Source organism: Bradyrhizobium sp. AC87j1 (genome assembly GCF_002936975.1).
In the GTDB taxonomy this organism is placed as follows: Bacteria; Pseudomonadota; Alphaproteobacteria; order Rhizobiales; family Xanthobacteraceae; genus Bradyrhizobium; species Bradyrhizobium shewense.
Genome location: NZ_PTFE01000009.1, coordinates 106,517 through 128,037 on the forward strand (window position 1 = coordinate 106,517; position 21,521 = coordinate 128,037).

Here is a 21,521-nt window from a genome sequence, read left to right on the forward strand (position 1 = left end):
GCCAGCAGGGGGAACAAAGGAAATGTTCGAAATAAAGTAAATGACCTGAAAACAACACTCGGCGGGAAAGATGCGGCCGCGCCGGCGCGCGCCCTGACAAGTCCGTGAGGCTGTGAACGGCTGTTATTTCGGGGCCTCGGTGCGAAAGGCAGTCTCGTGTCCCGGACAAGGCGCAGCGCGGAGCGGTGCGGCGCAGTGCGGACCCAGTTCTTCTCTTCGTGCGCGGCTCGATGGGCCCCGGCTCAGCAGCGCACCGCGAAGTGCGCGCTACGCTGCGTCCGGGGCACGAGAGCTCGTTTACGCCGGCTTCCGGTTCTGCCGGTTCTTGACGAGATCGTCGACCACGGCGGGATCGGCCAGGGTCGAGGTATCGCCCAGGCTGCCCGGTTCGTCCTCGGCGATCTTGCGCAGGATGCGGCGCATGATCTTGCCCGAGCGGGTCTTGGGCAGGCCCGGCGCGAACTGGATTTGATCCGGGGATGCGATCGGGCCGATCTCCTTGCGCACCCAGGTGACGAGCTCCTTGCGCAGATCCTCGGTCGGCTGCACGCCGGCCATCAGGGTGACGTAGGCGTAGATGCCCTGCCCCTTGATGTCGTGCGGGAAGCCGACGACCGCGGCCTCCGACACCTTCTCATGTGCGACCAGCGCGCTCTCGACTTCCGCGGTGCCCATGCGGTGGCCGGACACGTTGATGACGTCGTCGACGCGGCCGGTGATCCAGTAATAGCCGTCGGCATCACGCCGGCAGCCGTCGCCGGTAAAGTACTTGCCCTTGTAGGTCGAGAAATAGGTCTGCTCGAAGCGGGCGTGATCGCCGTAGACCGTGCGCATCTGGCCGGGCCAGGATCGCGTCAGGCAGAGATTGCCCGAGGTCTCGCCGTCCAGCACCTTGCCGTCGGCGTCGACGATCTCAGGCACCACGCCGAAGAACGGCTGCGTCGCCGAGCCCGGCTTGAGCTTGGTCGCGCCCGGCAGCGGCGTGATCAGGATGCCGCCGGTCTCGGTCTGCCACCAGGTGTCGACGATCGGGCAGCGGTCGTCGCCGACGACGCGGTGATACCACTCCCACGCTTCCGGATTGATGGGCTCGCCGACCGAGCCGAGCAGGCGGAGCGAGGCGCGCGATGTCTTCTTCACCGGCTCGTCGCCCGACTGCATCAGCGCGCGGATCGCGGTCGGTGCGGTGTAGAAGATGTTGACCTTGTGCTTGTCGATGACGTTCCAGAATCTGGAATTATCCGGGTAATTCGGCACGCCTTCGAACATCAGCGTCGTCGCGCCATTGGCGAGCGGCCCATAGAGAATGTAGCTGTGGCCGGTGACCCAGCCGACGTCCGCCGTGCACCAGTAGATGTCGCCGTCGTGATAATCGAAGACGTATTGATGCGTCATCGAGGCGAACACGAGATAGCCGGCGGAGGTGTGCAGCACGCCCTTGGGCTGGCCGGTCGAGCCTGAGGTGTAGAGGATGAACAGCGGATCCTCGGCGTGCATGTGCTCGACCGGGCATTCCGTCGTCACCATCTTTGCAGCGTCGTGGTACCAGAGATCGCGCGAGGGGTTCATCTCGATCTGGCCGCCGGTGCGCTTGACCACGACGACCCAGTCGACGCCGTCGGCCTTGGCGAGCGCCGCGTCGACGTTGGCTTTCAACGGCACCTTCTTGCCGCCGCGCAGGCCCTCGTCCGCGGTGATGATGACCTTGGACTGGCAGTCATTGATGCGCTGGGCGAGGCTGTCCGGCGAGAAGCCCGCGAACACCACGGAGTGGATCGCGCCAATGCGCGCGCAGGCGAGCATCGCATAGGCTGCTTCGGGGATCATCGGCAGGTAGATGGTGACGCGGTCGCCCTTCTTGACGTTGCGGGTGCGCAGGATGTTGGCCATCCGGCAGACTTCGTCGTGCAACTCCTTGTAGGTGATGTGCTTGGACTGCGAGGGATCGTCGCCTTCCCAGATGATCGCGGTCTGGTTGCCGCGCTTGGCGAGATGGCGGTCGATGCAGTTGTAGGCGACGTTGAGGATGCCGTCCTCGAACCATTTGATCGAGATGTTGCCGGGCGCGAAGGAGACGTTCTCGATTTTCGTCGGCGCATGCATCCAGTCGATGCGCTTGGCCTGCTCCGCCCAGAAGGCGTTCGGGTCCGAGATCGAGCGCGCGTACATCTCCTTGTACTTGGCCTGGTCGACCCAGGCGCGCTTCGCCCACTCCGCCGGGACGTCGTAGATCTTCTCGGACATGCTTCCCTCCACATACGGCAGGCCGAACGCTAACGACCGGCGAGCCGACTTGATCATTGACTGATTATGCGTCGGGCTAACCGGGCCCGACAAGGAGCACAAGCTGGACCTTCGGCGGGCGGCCCGCCATGCGGCGGATCAAGGCCACCTGCTGCGACTGTCGCAGATCTGAAACAAGCCGGCGGGCGGCTTTCGGGGCCTTTACCGAGATCCGCGGAACGGGCCCACGCAGGGTCCTCATGCATCAGCAGAGGTATTTAGAAACCACCTCTCACTGATTCGGGACTCGCAATACGGTTCGGAACACCCTAAATGGCCAACCCGGGTCCAAAGAGACCCTTCGGAACAAAAATCAGAACAGCGGCATTGACCGGTAACAGACAGGGCTAAGGCATAAGGCTATGATGGATCAGCAGAATCTCGGGACGATACGGCCCGCTTCAGCCGATCCTGCGGCCATTGCGCTAGCCAAAGCCCTCGGACAATGGCCGAAACCGGGCCCTTTCAGGCGTCCGAGCCCGAAAAAGGCGTTCGACACGGCGCCCGCGGCGACGGTCGAGGCGCTCGCCAAGGAGCTCGGCCTGCGGCTCGGTGACCAGAACGAGCTGACCATCCGCCGCATCCGGCGCGGCAAGGGCTATTCCTTCGTCCGCTCCAACGGCGCGCATATCCGCGACGCCCGCACCATCCGCCGGCTGCACGCCATGGCGGTGCCGCCGGCCTATCGCGAGGTGCGCTATTCGTCCGATCCGAGCTCGCATCTCCAGGCCGTGGGACGCGATGCCGCGGGCCGGCTGCAATATCGCTATCACGCCGATTGGGAGAAGGTCCGCGAGCACCGCAAGGCGCATCGCCTGGAAAAGCTCGTCGGCGCGCTGCCAAAGATCCGGCGCAAGGTCTCGGCGTTCCTGTCGGGCGACGAGCCGACGCGTGAATTCGCGCTGTCGGCCGTGATCGAGCTGATCGCCCGCACTGCGATCCGCCCCGGCAATGAATCCTATGCCCGTCTCAACGGCACCCGCGGTGCGACCACGCTGCTGAAGTCCAACGTCACGCTGGAGGACGATTGCTTCGTGCTGACCTTCAAGGCGAAGGGCGGCAAGGCGGTGCGCAAGGAGTGCGACGCGGCCAAGCTGGTGCGCGCCATCGGCATTTTGCAGGGCGTCCCCGGCAAGCGCATGTTCCAGTATCGCGATGCCTACGGCATCGTGCGCGCGGTCAACACCACGCAGGTGAACGCGTTCTTGCGCGAGATCGCCGGCATCAAGATCTCGCTCAAGGATTTCCGTACGCTGATGGCGTCCGCGGTCGTGGTGGAATCGCTGTCGCGGATCACACCGGCGACCAGCCAGCGCGGCCGCAAGAAGCAGGTGCTGGACGCAATCCGCGCCGCTGCCGACAAGCTCTCCAACACGCCGGCGATCTGCCGCAAGAGCTACGTCCACGACACCATTGTCACCGCGTTCGAGGATGGCATCCTCGAGCGCTTCGCCGCGACCATGAAGGGCCAGCGCTCGCAGGCAAGGCGCGAGCAGCTTCTGGCGCAGGTGGTGGCGACAGCCGCGGTGTAACGCCGCGTCGCGCTGCCGTAGGGTGGGCAAAGCGAAGCGTGCCCACCATTTCTGTTGCGGTGTTGGGGTAGATGGTGGGCACGGCGCAAATGTGCCTTTGCCCACCCTACGAGAGCTACGACTTGGGCGAGACGCCGTTGTCCGGACCGGGATCGCCGCCTGCGGCTGCGGTCGTGAGCCGTTCCATATAATGCGCCCACCCCGTCGCGTGCGCGGCGGCCTGCGCTTCGCTCGGCAGGCCGCTATGGGTCATGCGCAGCAGAGTGCCGCCGTCGCGCTCGATCAGGTCGATCTCGATCAGGCTCGAGCCGGGCGGTACTTCCTGGCCGCCTTCCCATCCGAACGTGTAGGCCAGACGATGCACCGGCACGACTTCGCGGAAGGCGCCGCGGGCGACGCCGCTGCGGGGGCCGATGCCCTTGAGCAGATAAAGCCCGCCGGGATGCGGCTCGGTGGTCGCATCGGAGCCCATCCAGCTCAGGATTTTCTCGGGGTCGGTCAGATAGGCGAAAACGGTGGCGCGCGGTGCGGCGATCTGGGTCTCGCGTCGCACTATGAACGGTTCGGTCATCGGCGATCATCCCTTCGCTGCCATTGGCACATGGCGGCGCCATAGCGGCGCGTCAAGGATTGCCCGTGACAAAGACGGCCCGCCTTGGCCATGATCGAGCCATGCAGCTCTCCTCGACCCTCGCCTGGCTTGTCGATGCCGCCTCGGATAGCGCCGGAGCGGACCGCCTGCTTGCGGAACTCGGCGCGCATCTCGTCGCCGACGGCGTGCCGCTTGCGGCGGGGGCCCTGACGCTGGAGGTGCCGCATCCTCTGATCGCGAAGCGGACCTGGCTGTGGCGTGCCGACAGCGGCCAGGTGATTGAAGCACTCGGTTTCGCGCCGGGCGGGTTGGCGCCCGATCCGCCCAACGATGCCGGCCGCCGCTGGCTGCGCGACACCGCGCGCGGCGAGGTCCACGAAGACATCATCGGACGTCCAGAGGGGCCGCAGCTCGGCTGGATAGGACCGCGTCCCTTCACCGCGGACGACATCGCGCAATTGCGCCAGGCCGCGCGTTTTGCCGCGACGCCCCTCGCCGTGCTCGCCGCGCGCGCCACGTTGCGCGCGACGTTAGATGCCTATCTCGGCAAGCGCAGCGCGGAGCGGGTGCTGGCGGCGCCCTTGCGGCGCGATCTCGGCGAGACCATTCAGGCCGCGCTGCTCTATGCCGATCTGCGCAATTTCACCATCCTGTCGGAAACCTCTCCGCCTGCACAGGTCATCGCCGCGCTCGATGCCTGGTTCGACCGCATCGCCGGCGCTGTCCACGCCTTTGGTGGCGAGGTGCTGAAATTCATCGGCGACGGCGTGCTCGCGATCTTCCCGGTGGTCGAGGCATCCCCGCGCCGCGCGTGCGATGCCGCCCTGCGTGCCGCAGGCGCGGCGGAGGCCGGCATGGTCTATCTCAACAAGGAGCGCGGCGCTCAAGGGTTGCCACCGCTGGCATTCGGTGCTGCGCTCCATCTGGGCGAGATGCTGTGGGGCAATATCGGCGCCGCCAACCGGCTCGACTTCACGGCGATCGGACCCGCCGTCAATCTCGCCAGTCGGCTCGAAGGCTTGTGCAAGCCGCTCGGCAGGACCGTGCTGGTGTCGGGCGTGCTCGCCGCGGAAACGGACATGCCGCTGGTCGCGCTCGGATCGCATTCGCTGCGCGGCATGGCTGCGCCGTGCGAGGTGTTTGCGCTGCCGGATGCGCAAGCTCCGATATCGTAGCCCGCATGAGCGAAGCGACATGCCGGGCCAGTGCTCCCGGATATCGCTTCGCTCATCCGGGCTACAGCACCTGCGGCTAAACCCCGCCCATCTTGCAGACGAGCTTCCACTCCTCCGCCGTCACCGGCTGCACCGACAGGCGCGAATATTTCACCAGCGCCATGTCGGCCAGCTTCTTCTCGGCCTTGATCGTGGCCATCGTCACCGGCGTCTTCAACGGCTTGTCGGCCTTGATGTCGACGCAGACGAATTTCTCGGTCTTGTCGGTCGGATCGGGATAGGCTTCCTTGATGATCTCGGCGATGCCGACGATCTCCTTGCCCTCGTTGGAATGATAGAAGAACGCCTTGTCGCCCTTCTTCATGGCGACGAGATTCTGGCGCGCGGTGTAATTGCGCACGCCGGTCCAGGCCTCGCCCTTGGCGCCCTTCGCCACCTGCTGGTCCCAGGACCACACCGACGGTTCGGATTTCACCAGCCAGTAGTTCATCGCGCGCGTCCTATCCATTCGTCGTGGCCGGGCTTGTCCCGGCCATCCACGTCTCTGCCATCAATTCAATATCAAGACGTGGATGCCCGCGACAAGCGCGGGCATGACGAGAAGACGTCATTCCTCTGCCTTGAAGGGGCGCGTCATCAGCGTCGAGATCGCGGCGTCGATCGTGCTCCGGCCGCTCAGGATCGACGCGACAGCTTCTGATACCGGCATCTCGACGTTTTGCGAAGCTGCGAGTTCGATCAGCACCGGCGCGGTGAACTCGCCCTCGGCAAGCTTGCCCGCAGGCGGCTGTTCGCCGCGGCCCAAAGCAAGGCCAAGCACGAAATTGCGCGATTGCGGGCTCGAGCAGGTCAGGATCAAATCGCCAAGGCCGGACAGGCCGGTGATCGTTTCGCTGCGTGCGCCGAGCGCGCGGCCGAGGCGTGTCAGCTCGGCAAAGCCGCGGGTCGTCAGCGCTGCCTGGGCGGAGGCCCCGAGCTTGCGCCCGACCGCGATGCCGACTGCGATTGCAAGCACGTTCTTGGCCGCGCCGCCGATCTCGACGCCGCGGATGTCCGTGGAGTGATAGGGACGGAACGTCGGCGAACCCAGGGCCTGCACCAGGCTGCTCGCCAGCGCCTCGTCCTTCGCCGCCAGCGTCACCGCTGTCGGCAAGCCGCGCGCGACATCGTCGGCAAAGCTGGGACCTGACAGGATCGCGGGCTGGGCGTGCGGCGCGGCCTCCGCGATCACGTCGGTCATGAATTTATGGGTGCCGTGCTCGATGCCCTTGGCGCAAGCGACGATCGGCATCGGCCTTGTCAGATGCGAGGCCAGCATGTTGACGGCGCCGCGCAAATGCTGCGCCGGTGTTGCGATCAGCAACATGTCGGCGCGCGCGGTGAGCGCCAGATCGCTGGTCACGACGATCTCCGGCGCAATCTGCACCCCGGGCAGTCGCGGATTATCGCGTGTCGAGGCGATCCGCGCGGCATGCTCGGCATTGCGTGCCCAGAGTGTGACGCTCCGCCCCGCCCGCGCCGCCACGGTCGCCAGCGCCGTGCCCCAGGCACCCGCCCCGATCACCGCGACGGATTGGAACGTGGTCATGGCTAGTATCCCGCCCGGGTCTTGCCGTAGCCGGCCGGCGCCGTTGCGTTGGCGTCGAGCAGCCAGCGCGCGCGGGGCTGCGCTTCCATCGTGTCGGTCAGGCCGAGCGCGAGGCGTTCGGCGCCGGCCCAGGCGATCATCGCGCCGTTGTCGGTGCAGAGCGCGGGCGGCGGCATGATCAGTTGCGTCCCGGCTTGCTGTGCGACCTCATCGAGGGCGCCTCGGATCGCCTGATTGGCGGCGACGCCGCCGGCCGCGACCAGGGCGCGCGGCGCGCCGAATTTTTCCCGGAACAGCCTGAGGCCGACGCTCAGCCGGTCGGCGGTCGAATCCAGCACGGCGGCCTGAAAGCTCGCGCAGAGATCGCTGATGTCCTGCGCCGTGATCTCACCTAGCCGGCTCGCTTCAGTGCGGACTGCCGTCTTCAATCCCGACAGCGAGAAATTGGCATCGGGACGCCCTTGCATCGGCCGCGGAAACGCAAAGCGCGCGGCATCGCCGCTTGCCGCCGCGCGCTCGACCTGCGGGCCGCCGGGATAGGGCAGGCCCAGCATCTTCGCGACCTTGTCGAAGGCCTCGCCGATCGCATCGTCGACGGTGGTGCCGAGCCGTACATACTGGCCGACGCCGGTGACCGCGACGATCTGGGTATGGCCGCCCGAGGCGAGGAACAGGCAATAGGGAAATTCGATTCCGTCGGTGAGGCGCGGCGTCAGCGCGTGCGCCTCCAGATGGTTCACCGCGACCAGCGGCGTGTTGTGTACCATCGCGATCGCCTTCGCGGTGGTGAGCCCGACGATGACGCCGCCGATCAAGCCCGGCCCCGCCGCGGCCGCGACGCCGTCCAGCTGGGCGAAGCCGACGCCGGCCTCCTGCATCGCGCGCGCGATGATGCCGTCGAGCAGGTCGACATGGGCGCGGGCGGCGATCTCCGGCACCACGCCGCCGAAGCGGGCGTGCTCCTCGATCTGCGACCGCACGATGTTGGACAGGATCCTGCCGCCGCCGTCAGGCGAGCGTTCGATCACCGCCGCGGCGGTCTCGTCGCAGGTGGTTTCGATGCCCAGTACCAGCATTGGCGAATTGTTATCCAATTTGCGCCCTTGCGCTCATCCGTAAAGCAGAGTTCTGGTACGTCCGGTAGCATTCCGGGGCCAGATTGCGCAATCGCCACGCGCGGCTTCCTCACGAATGCGTCGCCGCCATTTGGTTCGGGAACACCAGCGATGTCCATCCTTGTCACACGGCCGCATCCCGACAATGAGGCGACGGCGGAAGCCCTGCGTGCGCGGGGGCTTGCGGTGCTGCTTGCGCCGGTGCTCAAGTTCGAGCCGGTCGCCTTCCATGACGAGAGTGAAACTCCGTACGGTGCCATCCTCGTCACATCGGCCAACGCGATCCGTGCCGTCGCGCCACAATTGCGGGATCTTGGTCTGTTGGAGCTGCCGTTGTTTGCTGTCGGCGAGCACACGGCTGCTGCGGCGCGCGATGCCGGCTTTGCCGAGGTGATCGTCGCCGGCGGCGATGCGGCGTCCTTGCGCGACAAGGTGATGCAGAGCGCGCGCGACAAGGTGTTGAAGAAAAAGAGCACGCTGCTCTATCTCGCAGGCGCGGATCTGTCGCGCGATCTCGGCGGCGAGCTCGGTGCGGAGGGGTTTAGCGTGGTCACGCAGACGACCTATCGCATGGCGCCGGTCAAGCACCTGCCGCGCGAGGTCTGCGAGGGCTTTGCCGCTCACGGCGTCGAGGCGGTGCTGCACTACTCCCGGCGCAGCGCCCGGGCGTTCCTGGATGCGGCCAGGGACGAGGGCGTCGAAATCTCGGCGCTGGCAATACCGCAATGCTGCCTGTCCGAGACCGTTGCCAGCGTGCTGCGCGATGCCGGCGCGTCGCAGGTTCTGGTGGCTGCGACACCGGACGAAAATGCCTTATTTACCACCTTGGAGCGTGCGTTGCGCACCCGTTTGGCGTAAGAGGTCGAGCCGAATCCGACGTAATCGGGTCCGTCCCGCGTATGGAAGTGTGAGGAACCGTCACGATGGCCGACGACAAGCCTGAAGACGCAGGATTGGCTCCTGAGTCCGGCCGTGCCAAGCGCACTCCGCCCACCATCGACCTCGAAGCCACCGAAGTCTCGACCCAGCCGCAGGAGGCGGCGGTCGAGCCCGAGGCACCGCCGGCGCCGGAGCACGCCGAGCCTGAGCAGGCAAAATCCGACCAGGTTGACGCAGAGCCGGAGCGGACCGAGCCGCAGGCCGCGGTTGCGCCGGCAGCCGTGTCCGCGCCGATTTCGCCCTGGGTCATTGCGCCGTTCTCCGGCGCTGTCGCAGCGGCGGTCGTGATCGCAGTCGGCTGGATGCTGGGCTGGCCCGCCGTACAGGGGCCGCCGGCCACCCCGCAAGTCACGAGCGCGGCGGTCGATGCGCTGAGCGGTCGCGTTGCGGCAGTCGAAGCCAAGGCCGGCAAGCCCACCGCCGATCCCGCCATGGCGGCGCGGATCGACGCGCTGGAGAAATCCGCGAGCAGCTTGCGCAGCGACGTCGCCAATCTGCGTACGCAGTTCGACAAGACCGCGAGCACATTGAACGATGCGAAATCGGCGCCGCGCACTGCCGCGCCCGACCTCGCCGCTCTGAGCGACCGCATCGCCCAGCTCGAGCGCGCCAGCAAGACCGAACGTGCCGAGCTTGCGCAGCAGGGCGAGAAGATCGCCGATGCGAAGAAGGTGGACGACAAGCCGCTGCGCCATGTGGTGGCGGCGGCGCTGCTCGACGTCGCCGTTCGTCACGGCGATGCTTACGAGTCGCAATTGGCCGCAGCGCGGGCGATGGCGGCAAAGCCCGATATGCTGAAACCGCTCGACACCTTTGCCGCGTCAGGCATCCCGACGCCGGTGGCGCTGAGCCGCGAGCTGCTCAACATCGTGCCAAAGCTGTCGCCGCCGGCGGAAACCCAGACCAGCGGCACGGGCATCGTCGAGCGGCTCCAGGCAGGAGCGTCGAAACTCGTCCGCATCGAGCGCACCGACGGGGTCGGCAACGATCGGGGCGCCATCGTCGCACGGGTGACGGCCGCGGCGCTTCGCAATGATTTCGTGGAAGCGCGGCGCGAGCTCAAGACGCTGGCCGAGGCCGATCGTGCACCGGCACAGGCCTGGCTCGACAAGGCCGATGCCCGCGACGCTGCTCTCGCCGCCTCCCGCAACTTCGCCGACGATGCCATGGCGGATCTCGCCAAGCCTGCTCAATAAAGGTTCGCGCAATACTAAGCGCGTATAGGGATCGCCATGCTTCGCATCGTCCTCTTCCTTGTCCTGATCGCGCTGGCGGCGGCCGGCGCGGCCTGGGTTGCCGACCAGCCCGGCGATCTCGTGCTGACCGCCGGCGGTTTCCGCGCCTCGACCACGCTTCCCAAATTCGTGTTCCTGCTTGGCCTGTTTGCCGCGGCCGTCGTGCTGGTCTGGAGCATCGTGACGACGATCTGGCGCACGCCGGGGCGTCTGCGCCGCCGTCGCCATGACAAGCGCCACGCGCGGGGCCGCCACGCCATCACCCACGGCCTGCTCGCGATCGGTCATGGTGACACCGCGCTCGCCCGCCGGCACGCGGAAACGGCGCGGCGGCATGCCCCGAATGATCCGCTCGCGCTGCTCCTGCATGCGCAGTCGGCGCAGCTCGAAGGCAATCGCGACGAGGCGCAGCGCGTCTTCCGTGCCATGGCCGAGCGTGAGGACACGCGCCTGCTCGGCCTGCGCGGCCTGTTCATCGAGGCGCAGCGCGCCGACGATGCGGTCGGCGCCGTGATGATCGCGGAGGAAGCGATCAAGCTGTCGCCGTCCTCAACCTGGGCCTCGCAAGCGGTGCTCGGCTTCCGCTGCGCGCGCGGCGACTGGAGCGGCGCGCTCGCGATCCTCGATTCGAATTTGTCCGCAGGCCTGATCGACAAGCAGGCCTATCGCCGCCAGCGCGGCGTGCTGCTCACCGCACGCGCGCTGGAATTGGCAACCATGGACCGCGACGTCGCGCGCGAGAGCGTGATGGAGGCGGTCAAGCTTGCGCCGACCTTGGTGCCCGCGGCCGTGCTCGCCGCAAAATTCGACAGCGAGGCACATCAGGTGCGCCGCGCAATGAAGCGGGTGGAAGCCGCCTGGCTCGCCAATCCGCATCCGGATCTCGCGGATGCCTATGCCCATGTGAAGCTCGGCGATACCGCCTGGCACCGCTTGCAGCGGGTCGAGACGCTCGCGGCGAAGACGCCTGCCGACAAGTCCGGCCATATCGAGGGTCAGCTCGCGATCGCGCGCGCCGCGATCGACGCCTCCGAGTTCGCCCGCGCGCGCGAAGTGCTCGCGCCTTATCTCAGCGATCCGACCCAGCGCGTCGCGCTGCTGATGGCCGAGATCGAGCGTGCCGAGCATGGCGATAGCGGCCGTGCCCGCGCCTGGACCTTGCGCGCGGTGCGCGCCCGCCACGACCCGGCGTGGACTGCCGACGGCTATGTCAGCGACCGCTGGCGCCCGGTCTCGCCGGTCACCGGCCGGCTCGATGCGTTCCAGTGGCAGACCCCGGTCGCGAGCCTGCCTTCGGACAAGGGGACCACGATCGAATCCTCGGCCTTCGAGGAGGCCATGCTGGCGGCCCCGCCGCCGAAGCGGGTGACGGTGGCCTCCAGCGAACGCCCGGCGGAACCGGCCGTGACGGCCCCAGCCCCAGTACCGGCCGCACAGGACAATTCGCCCCCTGAGACCAAGGAAGCCGCCAAAGAAAACGCCAAAGAAAACGCCAAGGAAACCCTCAAGGACGAGCCGGCGGTTACGCCTGCCGAGACGGCCCAACCGGCCCCCGAGCCCGCCGAATCACCGCCGCCGGCGCCGACACCGGTGTTCCGGAGCCGTGCCGAGCTCGGCAAACCCGCGCCAGCGCCGATTCCCGCGGTCATCCCGATCGTCCGGGCCCCCGACGATCCCGGGATCGATGACGAGGGTCCGAGCGATGAATTTACGGAACAAATCGGTACACCCAAGGCCCAGGCCGGCGGCTGGCGCGGATTCTGGTCCCGCTGGGGCGCGTGAGCCGCATTTCGAACCCGGCTTGTCCTTGCCAATTCGGGCCATGCCCGATATCAGGAGCGCGCGTATCGGGGCCGGCATCGCCTTGGCCCCGGCAGGGTTCGCCGCAATAGCTCAGTTGGTAGAGCACGTCATTCGTAATGACGGGGTCGGGGGTTCGAATCCCTCTTGCGGCACCAGCGCCTCAGCTCATCCGATCGAAGAAACGCAAGCCTAGGTCCCGGCCATTGCATCCGGCGCATTGCGCGCGATGCCGGTGTCTTTACGATGCGCGCCGGCCCCTGTGTGGGCGATGGGGCAGGCAAGGGCATGGCGAACGGAACGGGGTCCGCGGATCGGAGCGACTGGGTCCGGCTGCCCGGCCTCGTCATCCTTGCGGCGCTGATCACCGCCATCGTCGCTTCCAAATCGCTCGACGCGTCGCGGCTGCACAGCCGGCTGTCCGTTCCCCCGCTCTATGACGACGTTGCCTATTTCGGCGACGCGGTCAGATGGGTGAATGCCTTCGGAAGCCGCGGCGTCGCCGGCAGCGTCTGGGATTTGCTGCATCACCATGCGCCGTTTTCGACGCTGGTGGCGGCCACCGGTTTTTGGTCGTTTCCCGGAAGCTATGTCGGTCCTTATCTCGTTCATGCCGTGACCGTCTTCGGCTTCCTGCTCGGGATCATCTGGCTGGTTCGGCGACGGCCGGTCCTCGAGATCGCATCGTGTTTGGTCGCAGCGGTGTGCGTGCCGGTGCTGTGGCACACGATCACGGAAGCGCGTCCCGATCTGCCCTCGGGACTTGCCATTGGTCTTGCCGCCGGTGCCATCGTCTACCGCGGCGTGCTCCGGCGTAGCGCCCGGTCGCTGGCTGGCCTCGGCGTTGCCTGCGCACTTGCCGCCTGCATCAAGCCGACATCGTTCCCGGCTGCGCTTGCTCTGCTCGGCAGTGCGTTCGCGATCCGGCTGGTCGTCGATTGCATCCAGACCGGCGGATTGCGCCCGTCGATCAGGACTGCGCTCGGCGCGCTCGCGTGGTTCGTGCTGCCGTTGATCGCGACCACGGCCGTGCTGATCGGACCCGCCTTGGTCGAGACCGTCACCTACATTCTCAACGTGTTCGTCGGCCAGCGCGACCTCTGGACGACGGGCGAAGGTTTCTGGCCCGGGCTGCTACGTTTCTCCATCGGTGGAGAGGGACAGTTCGGCCTGCACTATTGGCTCGCCATCGGGTTGGCCTTGATGCTGCTGCGCTTCGTGCTCGCAGCGATCCAGGGCCGGGCTGCGGTGCTGGATGCCGTCGTTCTGCTCGCGACCGTGCTGATTGCCTACGCCATTCCGTCCGTTGCCGAGATCAAGACCTATTTTTTCGGCGCAATGTTCTACGGCGTGTTCATCGTCGCGATGGTCCTCAATGGCTGCGCCAGCATGGCGTCCATTGAATCGCTGCTTGCGCGCACGGCCCTTGCGACAGAAATCCGTCGGCATCTGCTGACGGCGGGCCGGGTGCTTGCGCTCGCAATCGCCCTCGCGCTGTTCGTCAAGCACGTCGTGATGGGTCAGCTCAGCGTGGCGACGCCGCTGAGCGCACAGCAGCAGGACAGCATCCGCGCATCGACCGAGCGTCTCTGGTCGTTTCTGCGCGACGTCAAGCCACCGCCGTCGGGCCCGCTTTATGTCGGCTTTTCGAGTCCCTACCCGGTCACGCCCGCGACCATTCAGTTGTATGCGGCGCAGGCGCGGATGAATCTCGTCGTCCGCGGCGAGATGCTGCATCGAACGGCAGCGGCCACCGCAGACGCGCTTCTGCAGTCGAACATCCTCGTCGTCTCGAGCTCGATCCAGCACACGCTGGTCGGACCGCGGGTCGGCGATGAGCTCATCGCCCGCATGGACGCGGAAAAGGGCGTCTGCCTGCTCGACAGCATGAGCTTTCCGGACGTGACGCTGCGGCTGTATCGGCGGGGGTGTTGATCGCAGCCGGCCGGTTCGAAATTGCTCCGCGATTGTGTGAGGCCAATCACTTAACCCAGGACACCTTCCCCGTAATGTCCCGGGTACGCCAACACGGGGAGATTTCACATGCGCAAGATCATTCTGGTTGCCGCCATGGTCCTGGCTTCTGCCTCGGCCCAGGCAGACGGCTCCCGCAGCCTGTCGCTGTCCGCGGCCGGCGCTCAGGCTCCCGCTCCACTGACCACGCCAACCTCGGCGACCACGTCCACGCCGCAGGCGAGCGAAGCTGCGCCGGCGACCGAGGTGCCGAAATATTCCGATCGTCCGCCGGCAGTGTCGCTCTCTGCGCCGGCCGCCACAGTCACGCCGGCGGCTCCGGCGGTGACCACGCCCACGACCACCCCGGCGCCGGTCGCGACAACCAAGCCCGCCACCAAGAAAACGGCAAGGGCGGACAAGCCGAAGTCCAAGCGCTGGACCGAGCGCCGCATCATCAGCGAGCTGCACCGCCACGGCATCTATTGGTAAGCCGCTCGCCAAAAGCAAATGGCCGGGACGAGCCCGGCCATGACGCAGTTTTGAATGTGGTCGAGCTTACTGCGAGACCGTCTGCACCACGCTTCCGATCGGACGCGTGTTGGTGCTCGCGGTCGGCACCTTCATGTCCTTCATGATCGCTTCGTCATATTCCGGCAGCGTCTGCAGCGTCGACTTGGCCTTCATCTGCACGACCTTGTAGCCGCCGGCCTTCAACCGCGCGAGCAGCGTCGGCAGTGCTATGCCGGTATTCTTCTGGAAATCGTGCATCAGGATGATGCCCTTGCCGAGCTTGTCCAGCCGCGTCATCACCGTCTCGATGATCTTTTCCGGCGTGGCACCCTTGCGGAAGTCGAAGGAGTCGACGTCGGTCGAGAACATCGCGACGTTGCGGGTGCCGAAATAGCCCACGATCGCCGGATTATGCTGGAGCTGCGGAAAGCGGAAGAACGGCGCCGGGTTGGCACCCAGCGCGAACCTCACCGCGCTGATGCCCTTTTCGACCTCGTCCTTGGCCATCTGCTCCGTCATCTTCTTGCCGTTCAGATTGACGTGCGACCAGGTATGCGTGCCGACCGTGTGGCCCTGGGCCAACACCTGGCGCAGGATTTCCGGATGATAGGTCGCGTGCTTGCCGACCGAGAAGAACAGGCCCTTGGTGCATTCGTCCGCCAGCGCCTTCAGCACCGCGGGCGTGTTCACGGGCCAGGGTCCGTCGTCGAAGGTCAGCACGACCTCCTTGTCGGTGAGGAAGTCGAATTGCTTGAAATGATCGAAGCCGAAGCCGGGGCCGCCGGTGGTGTCGATCTCGACCACGCGGGAGACGCCCAGCGCGTTCGGATTGGCGCAGGTCGATTTCTGCTGAACCGGCATGGCCGGGGCAGGCGCGGGTGCCTGAGCAACTGTCGTCGGCTTGGCCGCGATCGTCGCGGTGGTCTCGACGTCATCCCTGGCGGCGAGCTTCGCCGGTGCCGGCAATTGATCGGCGGCACGGGCGGCAATTGTCTTGGGAGCGGCCTGATCGGCGCGCGAGGAATAATAAAACCAACCGCCGGCGGCGATCACGACCGCCGCAACTACACTGGCCAACATCAGGCCCAACGCATTACGCATCGCTACTCTTTCCAATTACGCAACCAAACCGGCGGAATTTCCCGCGCGACGAGCCATTAATGCGAAGTAACAGTTAACGTGACACCAACACGACGGCGGTTGTGGAGGAATTTCAGGGAGGTGCGCCAAAGTGACCGACGTCACAGTCGGGGTGCGGCCCGTGACCATCATCACAGTGGAAACTGTTTTGCTGGAGCATCGTAGCTCCCATCAACAACGGGCACCGTTGCGACGGCGCCAATGGGAGCTTCAAATGACCAAGTCTATTAACACCAAGTCTCTTACCACCAAGTCGTTCTCTGCCAGTCTCCGCGACACCAGCCTGGCGCTCGGTTTTGCCGCCATCGTCTCGCTCGTCTCGACGAGTTCGAGCTTCGCCTTCACGGCCGAGGCGCAGCAGCAGTGCACCGGCGACGCCTTCCGCCTGTGCTCGGCGGAAATCCCCAACATCCCAAAGATCACGGCCTGCATGATGAAGCATCGCTCGGATCTGAGCGTCGGCTGCCGCGCGGTGATGGACAAGGATCTCGCCAAGGGCGCGTCGCGCAAGGTCGCTGACGCCCAGGACAAGCAGTAAGAGCACGCAACACTGTCATCGTTGCGTCGGTTAGCTCCCTTCGCGATACGCCCCGGCGTCAAGCCGGGGCAACGCGGCGGCGCCATGCAGCCTGCCAATAAAGCCGTTGCGGCCCGGGGATCGTCGCACTAGCTTCGCCCGCACATTTCTTCCGGGTAAGAGGCATTACGCGATGACCAGATTTCTTTTCATTCTTCCTTTGCTGCTCGGCGCATCGGTCGCATCCGCGCAGCAGCAGCCGGGCCACGATGCCTGCGCGCGCGATGTCACCCGCTTCTGCCGCGCCGTGATGAACAATGGCGATGGCGCCGTGCTCGCCTGTCTCAAGCAGAACCGCACCCGCCTGAGCAAAGGCTGCGACAAGGTGCTGACCGATCACGGGCAGTAGGAATGTCGTCGTAGCCCGGATGAGCGAAGCGACATCCGGGACTTCTGACCCCGCATATAGCTCCGCTCATGCGGGCTACGCACTCACAAAACCTACGTGCTGCTCCCCGCCGCAGTCGCGACCACCGGCAGCACCTCGGCGCTTGCACGATCCGGCGTCTCCTCCTTCCAGCGCACCGAGCCGAACGGACGCTCCAGCATGCGGCGGATCCGCACCGGCTCGGGACCGATATGGAAAGCGATCGCCTGCTGATGTAGCGCGCGCTCGGACTGGGTCGAGCGGTTGCGCTGGCGCAAATAGTCGAACCATGTCGGGCAATGATAGCGCTCGGTCCACAATTCCGGATCGGCGATGTCGCGCGCGATCGACCAGCCATAGGCGCCGTTGCGCTGCCGGGAGAGCTGCACGTCCTGCATCACGTTGTGGAACGCGCGCGCGTTCTCCTGCGCGACGCGATATTCGATCTCGACCACCAGAGGTCCGCTGCGTCCCGTCAGGGACAGCTTCACCTCGGGATCGGCCAGCACGTCGGCATCTTCGTTGCGGGCACCGACGCGCGGCATCGTCAGCCAGATCCCGAGCAGCGGCGAGATCAGCATCAGGCCAGCTGCGGTGAGCAATGCGACCTCGACGCCGGCATAGTCGGTGAGATGGCCCCAGCCCCAGGCACCGATCGCGATGCCGCCGGAAATCGAGGCCTGGAACGCCGCGAGCGAGCGGCCGGCGACCCAGCGCGGCGCCGAGAGCTGCACGCCGATATTGAACAGCGCGATCGCGGCCATCCAGACCGCGCCCGCCAGCACCAGCGCAGTCGCCGTCAGCACCGGCTCGGTGCTCAAGGCAAGCGCAGCCATCGCAAACGCCATCGAGATGGTGCAGGCGCGGATCGCGGCCTCGCCGCTCATGCGCTTGCGCAATTCATGGATGTTGAGCGCACCGATCACGGCGCCCATGCCGAAGGCGCCCAGCATGATGCCGTAAGTCTGCGCGCCGCCATGCAGCAGGTCGCGCGCGACCAGCGGCATCAGCGCCATGATGGCGCCGCCGATCAGGCCCATCACCAGCGTACGCAACAGCACGATCTTGATCGGCGGTGAATTGGTGATGTAGCGGAAGCCGGAGACCATGGCGCGGTTGAGCTTTTCCCGCGGCAGGCGCGAGGGCTCGGTGCTGCGCCGCCACAGCAGCAGCACCACCAGCAGCGGCAGATAGAGGATCGCGTTACAGGCGAAGGCGGCCACCGCGCCGAGCGCGGCGACGATGACGCCGCCGACCGCGGGACCGAAGCTGCGCGCGATGTTGTAGCTGATGCCGTTCAACGCGACGGCCGAAGGCAGCGCATCCGGCGGCACCTGCTCGCTGACCGAAGACTGCCACGCCGGGCCGAACAGCGCGTTGCCGCTGCCTACGACGAAGCAGAAGGCGAGCAGCGTCTCCGGGGTGATGAGATTGAACCCTGCCAGCACCGTCAATACCGTCGCGCCGGTGAGTGCAACCATCAGCGAGACCAGGGTGACGATGCGGCGGTCATACATGTCGGCGATGGCGCCGGCCGGCATCGAGATCAGCATGATCGGCAGCATCAAGGCGGTCTGCACCAGCGCCACCTTGTCCGCCGAGGCCGCCATCTGCGTCATCGCCCAGGCCGCGCCGACGCCCTGGATCAGGAGGCCGAGATTGGAGAGCAGGCTGGCGAGCCAGATGCGCCGGAACACGGTGTACCGCAGAGGCGCGGTGATGCCGTCGGCGGCGATTTTCTGGCGGTTCGTCTGCTCGGTCATATCCCCTTCCAAACGGGCTGGCAGAATGGTCTTGGAGTGATCCTGGGCGATTCCGGCAAATTCAGTGATGCCCGCGAAAGTCCTTCGCTGTCCAGTGGTTAGACCGCTATAAGCGGTGCAAAGAGTTGGTTTGCCGGGAGGAACAAATGAAGCTGTCGCGACGGACGATCCTGCAGGGGGCCGGCAGCTTGCCTTTCGCAATTGCGAGCTTGCGGACGGGCGCATCGGCCCAATCCGCGCCCGTTGCGGCGCCGCGCACCGAGGTGCCGCCGATCCTGTTCGTCCACGGCAATGGCGACTACGACGCGCTCTGGATGACGACCTTGTGGCGGATGGAATCCAACGGCATCGCGCGCGATCGCATGATGGCGATCAATTTCACCGATCCCAATGCGCGCAGCGACGACAAGGTCGAGCAGGCGAACCGCTCCTCGACCGAGGACCAGCGCCGCGAGCTCGCCGCTGCCATCGCTGAGCTGAAGCGCCGCACCGGCGCGGCGCGCGTGGCGCTGGTCGGCAGCTCGCGCGGCGGCTATGCGATCCGCAACGTGATCAAGAATGGCGGTGCCGGCGATGTCAGCCACGCCGTTTTGTGCGGCACGCCCAATCACGGCGTGTTCGCGACCGACGACCAGCCCAACAACGAGTTCAACGGCCGCGGCGTATTCCTGCGCGGCCTGAACGAGGGCGAGAGCGAGGTGACGCCGGGTGTCGCCTTCCTCACCTTGCGCAGCGATGGCATGGACAAATACGCCCAGGCCGACGGCCGCTTCATCGGCAAGCCGGGCACGCCGACCGGCGTCACCAATGAAGGGCCGGAGCTGAAGGGCGCCACCAACCTCGTGCTCGGCGCGCTCGATCATCGCGAGGTGGCGTTCCATCCGCGTGCCTTCCGCGAGATCTACAAATTCATCGCGGGACGCGAGCCCGCGCGCATTGCGATCGTGCCGGAGCCAACCGTCCGGATGAGCGGCCTCGTCACCGGGACGCCCGGCGGCGCGCCGACCAATCGTCCGGTGGCGGGCGCAACCGTCGATATCTTCCGCGTCGATCCTGAAACCGGAGAGCGCAAGGGCGGTGCGCTGCACAGCGCGAAAACCGGTGCCGACGGCCGCTGGGGACCGGCGCAGGTCGATCCCGCCTGGTCGCTCGAATTCGTGCTGGCATCGCCCGACACGCCGACGACGCATATCTACCGCTCGCCCTTCCCGCGCTCATCCGACGTCGTGCATTTGCGCGCCGCGCGCCCGCTCGGGCCGGCCGACAAGGACGCAGGCGCTGTCGTGATCATGTCGCGGCCGAGGGGCTATTTCGGCCTGCCGCGGGACGTGGTGCTCTTCGACGGCAAGGAGCCGGCCGACGTCAAGCCGGGCGTGCCCACGGATGCGGCAGCAACCCTGCGGCTTCCCGCCAGCGAGGTTGGGCGTAACATCGTGGCCGAGTTCGGCGAAGAACGAATTGTGGCGCGCGCCTGGCCCGCCCAGGAGAACAGGATTGCGGTCGCCGAGCTGACTTATTAGCTATTTTGCCTGCGTCACATCTTGCGGGAGAGAGCCATGAATATCGCCAGCGTGCGTAGGCCCATCATCCCCCCGGCTCCCCCGCGTGCGCCCGACGACATGTCGTTCTTCGGCCGGCTTGCCGTGATCCGGCGCAACATGATCGCGACATGGGGGCAGCCCGCCTATGAGGAAGAGGTCATCAAGGGCCGCTTCTTCCTTCGCAACAGCTTCATCCTGAATCAGCCGGATGCGATCCGGCACATCCTGCTCAACAATTACGAGAACTATACGCGCACGGCGGCGGGCATCCGCATGCTGCGCCCGGTGCTCGGCGACGGGCTCCTGATCGCGGAAGGTCATTCCTGGACGTTCCAGCGCCGCACGCTCGCGCCGGCCTTCACGCCGCGCGCCACCGCCAACCTCGTGCCGCACATGACGGCGGTGCTCGACGAGACCATCGCGAAGCTGGATACGCAGACGGGCGCGCCGGTCGATCTGCGCGAAATCATGCAGCGCATGACGCTGGAGATCGCCGGGCGCACGATGTTCTCGTTCGGCATGGACCGGCATGGCGCGACCCTGCGCAATTTCATCATGGAGTATGCATCCCGGCTGGGACGGCCCTACTTCCTCGACATGCTGCTGCCGGTGTCGTGGCCGAGCCCGATGGATTTTGCCCGCGCCCGTTTCCGCAAGCGCTGGACCGAGTTCGTCGCGATGCTGATCGCCGAGCGGCGCGCTGCCGGCAAGAAGGACGGCGCGCCGCCGCGCGACCTGTTCGATCTCATGGACGCGGCGCGCGATCCGGAAACCGGCAAGGGCTTTTCCGACGAGCAGCTCGTCGACGAGGTCGCGACCATGATCCTGGCGGGTCACGAGACCACCGCAACGGCGTTGTTCTGGGCGCTCTATCTGCTCGCGCTCGATCCGGAGACGCAGGAGGAGGTGGCCTCCGAGACAAACGGCGAGCATCTCGACAGCATGGCCGACATCGATCGCCAGAAATTCACCCGCGCGGTGATCGACGAGACCATGCGGCTCTATCCTCCCGCCTTCCTGGTCGCGCGGGCCGCACGCGAAAAGGACAATGCGGCAGGCGTCGCGATCAGCAAGGGCGACATCATCATGATCGCGCCCTGGCTTTTGCACCGGCACGAGAAGCTGTGGGATCAGCCGAATGCGTTCATTCCAAAGCGCTTCATGTCGACGGAGGCGCCCGATCGCTTCGCCTATCTGCCGTTCGGCGCAGGTCCGCGCGTCTGCATCGGCGCACCGTTTGCACAAGCCGAATCCGTGCTGGCGCTGGCCCGGCTGATCGGCGCGTTCCGCGTCGAGCTCGCCGATCAGGCCAATCCCGTGATCCCGCTCGGCGTCGTCACGACCCAGCCGGACCACTCACCCATGTTCCGTATCACCCGTCGGTGACAGGCGATTGCCTGGCCGATGG

The 21,521-nt window shown here is 66.4% G+C and carries 18 protein-coding genes and 1 tRNA gene; 12 read left to right on the plus strand and 7 right to left on the minus strand.

The window, feature by feature from the left end:
- Positions 1-297: 297 nt before the first annotated feature.
- On the minus strand, positions 298-2,244 hold the full coding sequence (acs, locus tag CV770_RS08170) for an acetate--CoA ligase (protein WP_201759753.1): 1,947 nt from the start codon (positions 2,242-2,244) through the stop codon (positions 298-300).
- A 401-nt stretch (positions 2,245-2,645) separates the two neighbouring features.
- Here acs and CV770_RS08175 point away from each other — a divergent pair, with 401 nt between their 5' ends.
- Positions 2,646-3,815 carry a DNA topoisomerase IB gene (locus tag CV770_RS08175; protein WP_104461949.1) on the plus strand — a complete coding sequence of 390 codons (1,170 nt, stop codon included), beginning with the start codon at positions 2,646-2,648 and terminating at the stop codon, positions 3,813-3,815.
- A gap of 115 nt (positions 3,816-3,930) precedes the next feature.
- Here the strand turns inward: CV770_RS08175 and CV770_RS08180 are convergent, their stop codons facing one another.
- Positions 3,931-4,386, minus strand: a complete 456-nt coding sequence (locus tag CV770_RS08180) for an SRPBCC family protein (protein WP_028139325.1) — start codon at positions 4,384-4,386, stop codon at positions 3,931-3,933.
- Positions 4,387-4,487: 101 nt separating this feature from the next.
- Between CV770_RS08180 and CV770_RS08185 the strand changes: the two genes are divergently transcribed.
- Entirely contained in the window at positions 4,488-5,582 is a 1,095-nt protein-coding gene (locus CV770_RS08185; RefSeq protein WP_201759757.1) for an adenylate/guanylate cyclase domain-containing protein, read from the plus strand.
- A 76-nt stretch (positions 5,583-5,658) separates the two neighbouring features.
- Here CV770_RS08185 and CV770_RS08190 read toward each other — a convergent pair whose 3' ends face one another.
- The 3 genes from CV770_RS08190 to tsaD form a co-directional block, all read right to left on the minus strand.
- Complete coding sequence (locus CV770_RS08190; RefSeq protein WP_091965405.1) at positions 5,659-6,072, minus strand: EVE domain-containing protein; 414 nt, start codon at positions 6,070-6,072, stop codon at positions 5,659-5,661.
- A gap of 117 nt (positions 6,073-6,189) precedes the next feature.
- A complete protein-coding gene (locus CV770_RS08195) occupies positions 6,190-7,170 on the minus strand; it encodes an NAD(P)H-dependent glycerol-3-phosphate dehydrogenase (protein ID WP_091965406.1) in 981 nt (326 codons plus the stop codon).
- Between the two features lie 2 nt (positions 7,171-7,172).
- Positions 7,173-8,246, minus strand: coding sequence for a tRNA (adenosine(37)-N6)-threonylcarbamoyltransferase complex transferase subunit TsaD (gene tsaD, locus CV770_RS08200; RefSeq protein WP_104461951.1), 1,074 nt, complete (start codon positions 8,244-8,246; stop codon positions 7,173-7,175).
- A 150-nt stretch (positions 8,247-8,396) separates the two neighbouring features.
- Here tsaD and CV770_RS08205 point away from each other — a divergent pair, with 150 nt between their 5' ends.
- The 6 genes from CV770_RS08205 to CV770_RS08230 all read left to right on the plus strand — a co-directional run bounded on the left by CV770_RS08205 (position 8,397) and on the right by CV770_RS08230 (position 14,704).
- Entirely contained in the window at positions 8,397-9,143 is a 747-nt protein-coding gene (locus CV770_RS08205) for a uroporphyrinogen-III synthase (RefSeq protein WP_104461952.1), read from the plus strand.
- Positions 9,144-9,208: 65 nt separating this feature from the next.
- Positions 9,209-10,420, plus strand: a complete 1,212-nt coding sequence (locus CV770_RS08210; RefSeq protein ID WP_104461953.1) for a COG4223 family protein — start codon at positions 9,209-9,211, stop codon at positions 10,418-10,420.
- Positions 10,421-10,456: 36 nt separating this feature from the next.
- The gene (locus CV770_RS08215) at positions 10,457-12,241 is read left to right on the plus strand and encodes a heme biosynthesis HemY N-terminal domain-containing protein (protein ID WP_104461954.1); all 1,785 of its coding nucleotides are present in this window, start codon (positions 10,457-10,459) and stop codon (positions 12,239-12,241) included.
- A 100-nt stretch (positions 12,242-12,341) separates the two neighbouring features.
- Positions 12,342-12,417, plus strand: a tRNA-Thr gene (locus CV770_RS08220).
- Between the two features lie 130 nt (positions 12,418-12,547).
- Complete coding sequence (locus tag CV770_RS08225; RefSeq protein WP_104461974.1) at positions 12,548-14,194, plus strand: glycosyltransferase family protein; 1,647 nt, start codon at positions 12,548-12,550, stop codon at positions 14,192-14,194.
- A 108-nt stretch (positions 14,195-14,302) separates the two neighbouring features.
- Positions 14,303-14,704: a hypothetical protein gene (locus CV770_RS08230; protein ID WP_104461955.1), complete on the plus strand. Its 402-nt coding sequence runs from the start codon at positions 14,303-14,305 to the stop codon at positions 14,702-14,704.
- A 66-nt stretch (positions 14,705-14,770) separates the two neighbouring features.
- Here CV770_RS08230 and CV770_RS08235 read toward each other — a convergent pair whose 3' ends face one another.
- Complete coding sequence (locus tag CV770_RS08235; RefSeq protein ID WP_091965114.1) at positions 14,771-15,826, minus strand: polysaccharide deacetylase family protein; 1,056 nt, start codon at positions 15,824-15,826, stop codon at positions 14,771-14,773.
- A 253-nt stretch (positions 15,827-16,079) separates the two neighbouring features.
- On the opposite strand from CV770_RS08235, the gene CV770_RS08240 reads away from it, so the two are divergent.
- Positions 16,080-16,403, plus strand: coding sequence for a hypothetical protein (locus CV770_RS08240; protein WP_104461956.1), 324 nt, complete (start codon positions 16,080-16,082; stop codon positions 16,401-16,403).
- Between the two features lie 172 nt (positions 16,404-16,575).
- Positions 16,576-16,791 (plus strand): cysteine rich repeat-containing protein, encoded by a 216-nt coding sequence (locus CV770_RS08245; RefSeq protein ID WP_104461957.1) that lies wholly within the window; start codon positions 16,576-16,578, stop codon positions 16,789-16,791.
- Between the two features lie 92 nt (positions 16,792-16,883).
- Here the strand turns inward: CV770_RS08245 and CV770_RS08250 are convergent, their stop codons facing one another.
- Positions 16,884-18,572 (minus strand): MFS transporter, encoded by a 1,689-nt coding sequence (locus tag CV770_RS08250; RefSeq protein ID WP_091965108.1) that lies wholly within the window; start codon positions 18,570-18,572, stop codon positions 16,884-16,886.
- A gap of 146 nt (positions 18,573-18,718) precedes the next feature.
- On the opposite strand from CV770_RS08250, the gene CV770_RS08255 reads away from it, so the two are divergent.
- Both CV770_RS08255 and CV770_RS08260 read left to right on the plus strand, forming a co-directional pair.
- Entirely contained in the window at positions 18,719-20,092 is a 1,374-nt protein-coding gene (locus tag CV770_RS08255; RefSeq protein ID WP_104461958.1) for a hydrolase, read from the plus strand.
- A 36-nt stretch (positions 20,093-20,128) separates the two neighbouring features.
- Positions 20,129-21,499 (plus strand): cytochrome P450, encoded by a 1,371-nt coding sequence (locus CV770_RS08260; protein WP_104461959.1) that lies wholly within the window; start codon positions 20,129-20,131, stop codon positions 21,497-21,499.
- The last annotated feature ends 22 nt before the right edge of the window (positions 21,500-21,521 follow it).

Excerpts from the sequence above, each read along its gene's own strand:
- CV770_RS08205 (WP_104461952.1), top strand. The coding sequence starts at position 8,397 with ATGTCCATCCTTGTCACACGGCCGCATCCCGACAATGAGGCGACGGCG.
- CV770_RS08210 (WP_104461953.1), top strand. The coding sequence starts at position 9,209 with ATGGCCGACGACAAGCCTGAAGACGCAGGATTGGCTCCTGAGTCCGGC.
- CV770_RS08255 (WP_104461958.1), top strand. The coding sequence starts at position 18,719 with ATGAAGCTGTCGCGACGGACGATCCTGCAGGGGGCCGGCAGCTTGCCT.
- CV770_RS08190 (WP_091965405.1), bottom strand. The coding sequence starts at position 6,072 with ATGAACTACTGGCTGGTGAAATCCGAACCGTCGGTGTGGTCCTGGGAC.
- CV770_RS08185 (WP_201759757.1), top strand. The coding sequence starts at position 4,488 with ATGCAGCTCTCCTCGACCCTCGCCTGGCTTGTCGATGCCGCCTCGGAT.
- CV770_RS08215 (WP_104461954.1), top strand. The coding sequence starts at position 10,457 with ATGCTTCGCATCGTCCTCTTCCTTGTCCTGATCGCGCTGGCGGCGGCC.
- CV770_RS08195 (WP_091965406.1), bottom strand. The coding sequence starts at position 7,170 with ATGACCACGTTCCAATCCGTCGCGGTGATCGGGGCGGGTGCCTGGGGC.
- CV770_RS08175 (WP_104461949.1), top strand. The coding sequence starts at position 2,646 with ATGATGGATCAGCAGAATCTCGGGACGATACGGCCCGCTTCAGCCGAT.
- CV770_RS08245 (WP_104461957.1), top strand. The coding sequence starts at position 16,576 with ATGACCAGATTTCTTTTCATTCTTCCTTTGCTGCTCGGCGCATCGGTC.
- CV770_RS08230 (WP_104461955.1), top strand. The coding sequence starts at position 14,303 with ATGCGCAAGATCATTCTGGTTGCCGCCATGGTCCTGGCTTCTGCCTCG.
- CV770_RS08225 (WP_104461974.1), top strand. The coding sequence starts at position 12,548 with ATGGCGAACGGAACGGGGTCCGCGGATCGGAGCGACTGGGTCCGGCTG.
- CV770_RS08240 (WP_104461956.1), top strand. The coding sequence starts at position 16,080 with ATGACCAAGTCTATTAACACCAAGTCTCTTACCACCAAGTCGTTCTCT.
- CV770_RS08260 (WP_104461959.1), top strand. The coding sequence starts at position 20,129 with ATGAATATCGCCAGCGTGCGTAGGCCCATCATCCCCCCGGCTCCCCCG.
- tsaD (WP_104461951.1), bottom strand. The coding sequence starts at position 8,246 with ATGCTGGTACTGGGCATCGAAACCACCTGCGACGAGACCGCCGCGGCG.
- acs (WP_201759753.1), bottom strand. The coding sequence starts at position 2,244 with ATGTCCGAGAAGATCTACGACGTCCCGGCGGAGTGGGCGAAGCGCGCC.
- CV770_RS08180 (WP_028139325.1), bottom strand. The coding sequence starts at position 4,386 with ATGACCGAACCGTTCATAGTGCGACGCGAGACCCAGATCGCCGCACCG.
- CV770_RS08250 (WP_091965108.1), bottom strand. The coding sequence starts at position 18,572 with ATGACCGAGCAGACGAACCGCCAGAAAATCGCCGCCGACGGCATCACC.
- CV770_RS08235 (WP_091965114.1), bottom strand. The coding sequence starts at position 15,826 with ATGCGTAATGCGTTGGGCCTGATGTTGGCCAGTGTAGTTGCGGCGGTC.